Raw genomic sequence first — 3,215 nt, 5'->3', positions numbered from 1 at the left:
CCTCAATACCGTTGCGTGCCATCAGCAGCACCGCGATATCCGGTGCGTTGGTGATCACCCGGATGCCGTGCTGGTCGGGCAGGCAGGCGGCGATGGCGCTGTTGGTGGAACCGGCGTCGAGCAGCACCAGCTCGCCCGGGCGGACATGCGCGGCGGCGGCACGCGCGAGGGCCTGCTTCTGTTCGCGTTGCTGGGCATGGCGGTCGGCCAGTGGCGGGAACGCCGGTGCGGCGGGCAGGGCGCCGCCGTACACCTTGCGACACAGGCCCTGGCTGGCCAGATCACGCAGGTCGCGGCGGATCGAGTCTTCCGACACGCCCATCTGCACGGCCAGCGGCGCGGAGAACACGCGGCCTTGTTCGCGCAGCAGGCGCAGGATGGTCTGTTGGCGTTCGCCGGGCAGGGCTTCGGGGGTCATGGAACGACTCGCGGGAAATGAAACGTGCAGGGAAGATTGTTCAAACCGGCGAAAACGGGCATCGTTCGTTGCGCAGAGGACTGAGTATACGGAAACGTGCGCGATAATGCGTACAAACGTGCATTCTATCGTGCATGAATGTTCACGCCCGTCCGCCGTTGCGCTAGTCCTCCCGCGACAGTTCCGGCTGGATCACCCCGGCCACCCAGTCCATGAATGCAGTCACCCGTTGTGGCAAGTGGCGGCGCTGCGCGTACAGCAACGTCACCGGCATCGGCTCGGCGGCCAGCTGCGGCAGCACTTCCACCAGTGTGCCGGCGGCCAGCGCCTGGCGCACCCCGAGACGTGGCACCTGGATGATGCCCAGCCCGGCCAGCGCGGCGGCGCTGTAGCCCTCGCCGCTGTTGACGGTGATCGGACCGCGCATCGGCAGGTTCCGGTAGCCGGCACCGTCGGGATACTCGAAGCCCGGCGAGCGTTGGCCGAGCGTGCCGACGTAGTGGATCAAGGCGTGATCGGCCAGGTCTGCCAGTTCGCGTGGGGTGCCGTGCGTGGCCAGATACGCCGGGCTGGCGCAGTTGACGATCCGCATCAGGCCCAGCGGGCGGGCGACGAGCGTGTTGTCGTCCAGGCTGCCCACCCGCAGCACGCAGTCGAAGCCCTCGCGGACCAGATCGACGCGGCGGTCGGTGCCGCTCAGTTCGATCTCCAGGCCGGGATGCAGGGCCAGGAAACCGGGCAGGTGCGGGATCACCAGCTGCCGGGCCAGGCCGCTGGACATGTCCACCCGCAGCCGCCCTTTGAGCTGGCTGGTGTCGCGGCGGAACATGCCCTGCAGCTCTTCCATGTCGTCGAGCAGGTCGCGGGCGCGCTGCTGGAACTGCGCGCCGTCGGCGCTGAGCTGGACGCGGCGGGTGGTCCGGTGCAGCAGCTGCACGCCCACCTCGGCCTCCAGCCGCTGCACCGCCAGCGACACGCTGGCCTTGGGCAGGCCGAGGCTGTCGGCGGCGCCGGTGAACGAGCCGAGTTCGGCGACGCGCAGGAAGCTGCGCAGCTGGTCGAGGCGGTCCATGGATTGTTATCCAATATTGAACAGTCAAATCAGGATCGCGTGATTTATGTGGCCCTGCAAGATCAATAGGCTGTACCCACCCCCAACGCTGGAGAATCCACATGAGCAGCTCGCCCCGTATCGTCCTCATCACCGGCGGTAGCCGTGGCCTGGGCCGCAATGCCGCCCTGGCCCTGGCCGCCGACGGCGCGGACATCGTGTTGACCTACCGCAACCAGGCCGATGCCGCGCAGCAGGTGGTGGCGCAGATCGAGGCGCTGGGCCGGCGCGCGGTGGCCTTGCCGCTGGATGTGGCCGACAGCGGCAGCTTTGGCGCGTTCGCCGACCAGGTGCGGCAGACCCTGCAGACCCTCGGCGCCCGCCATCTGCAGGGCCTGCTCAACAATGCCGGCGAAGGTCTGTATGCGAGCATCGCCGACACCACGCCGGAACAGTTCGACCACGCGGTGGCGGTACACCTGAAGGGGCCGTACTTCCTGACCCAGGCGCTGCTGCCGTTGATCGCCGATGGCGGGCGCATCCTCAATGTCTCCAGCGGATTGGCGCGCTTCTCGCTGCCGGGCAGTTCGGCCTACGCGATGATGAAGGGCGGCATCGAGGTGTTCACCCGCTACCTGGCCAAGGAGCTGGGCGCGCGTGGCATCAGCGCCAACACGCTGGCACCGGGCGCGATCGCCACCGACTTCGGCGGCGGTCGGGTGCGCGACGACGAACACGTCAACGGCATGGTTGCCTCGATCACGGCGTTGGGGCGTGCCGGTCAGCCGGAGGACATCGGCCCGGTAGCGGCGGCGCTGTTGTCGCCGAGCACCGGCTGGATCAATGCACAGCGGGTGGAGGCGTCCGGCGGCATGTTCGTCTGAAGGATGCGGGCGTGCGCGTTGCGTGCGCCCGTTTTCGTTGCGGTGGTTCTGCAAACGGGTCGCATTCGCAGTTCGCGGCTATCATGGGCATTCTGTCCGTGCCGAGCCGAGTCTGATTTGAACGCTCCTCTTCCGATGCGCCCGATGGGCCGTGTATTTGCCACCGTCGCCTTCATCGAAGCATTGACCTGGGCCGGGCTGCTGATCGGTATGTACTTCAAGTACCACGCCGCCGACCCGACCCCGGTCGGCGTCCGCGTGTTCGGTCCACTGCATGGGTTTGCCTTCATGGCTTACGTCGTGGTGACGGTGCTGGCCGCGGTGCGGCTGCGGTGGCCATGGTGGGCGGCGGGCCTGGCAGTGCTGGCCGCGGTGCCGCCGTTGGTGACGCTGCCGCTGGAATGGTGGTTCAAGCGGCGCGGGTTGTTGAGCCGTCGCCCGGCCTGATGCTGGTCCCCGGCGCCGGCTTGGGGCGAACCTTGGTCGACTGCACGCATCGGGTCACCCTGCGGTGGCGACATGACGGGGGGCGCAGACCGGTTTGCTGATCGCAGGCGCGGACTGCGTTCGTGGGTCCTGCGTGCAATGCGCGTTGCGCCGGTATCGGCGGTGGTTTGGGAACCGACCGTGCCGGTGATTGGACGGGCGGCCACCTTCTCCTGTCTCAGGAGGGCATCACCGACGCCAACGCCTCGCCGATCTTTCCGGGGGACTGATAGCCGGCCAGCCGTGCGACTTCACGCCCGCCACGGATCAGCAGCAACGTCGGTGTCTGGCGCAGGCCGAGGCTGCGGAAGAACACTTCGCCGATGGTTTCCAGCTTCACCTTGAGCAGCACGACACCCGCCGCGCGGGGCGAACC

General features: G+C 68.0%; 5 protein-coding genes. 2 read left to right on the top strand and 3 right to left on the bottom strand.

From position 1 onward, the window contains the following. Window positions 1-418: DeoR/GlpR family DNA-binding transcription regulator (locus ACXJKH_RS17550; protein WP_457321241.1), on the bottom strand; the 418-nt coding region annotated here is incomplete at its 3' end. Window positions 419-581: 163 nt separating this feature from the next. Continuing rightward, the gene (locus ACXJKH_RS17545; protein WP_256774272.1) at window positions 582-1,490 is read right to left on the bottom strand and encodes a LysR family transcriptional regulator; all 909 of its coding nucleotides are present in this window, start codon (window positions 1,488-1,490) and stop codon (window positions 582-584) included. A 101-nt stretch (window positions 1,491-1,591) separates the two neighbouring features. Here ACXJKH_RS17545 and ACXJKH_RS17540 point away from each other — a divergent pair, with 101 nt between their 5' ends. Both ACXJKH_RS17540 and ACXJKH_RS17535 read left to right on the top strand, forming a co-directional pair. Then, on the top strand, window positions 1,592-2,353 hold the full coding sequence (locus ACXJKH_RS17540) for an SDR family NAD(P)-dependent oxidoreductase (RefSeq protein ID WP_256774273.1): 762 nt from the start codon (window positions 1,592-1,594) through the stop codon (window positions 2,351-2,353). Window positions 2,354-2,488: 135 nt separating this feature from the next. Continuing rightward, on the top strand, window positions 2,489-2,800 hold the full coding sequence (locus ACXJKH_RS17535) for a DUF3817 domain-containing protein (RefSeq protein ID WP_256774376.1): 312 nt from the start codon (window positions 2,489-2,491) through the stop codon (window positions 2,798-2,800). A gap of 217 nt (window positions 2,801-3,017) precedes the next feature. Here the strand turns inward: ACXJKH_RS17535 and ACXJKH_RS17530 are convergent. Beyond that, window positions 3,018-3,215, bottom strand: a 198-nt coding sequence (locus ACXJKH_RS17530) for a thioredoxin family protein (protein WP_457321239.1), incomplete at its 5' end; no start/stop codon positions are given.

The organism is Stenotrophomonas sp. P5_B8 (assembly GCF_054049855.1).
Note: the sequence above shows the minus strand (reverse complement) of the source record. Positions and strands in the feature narration are given on the sequence as shown.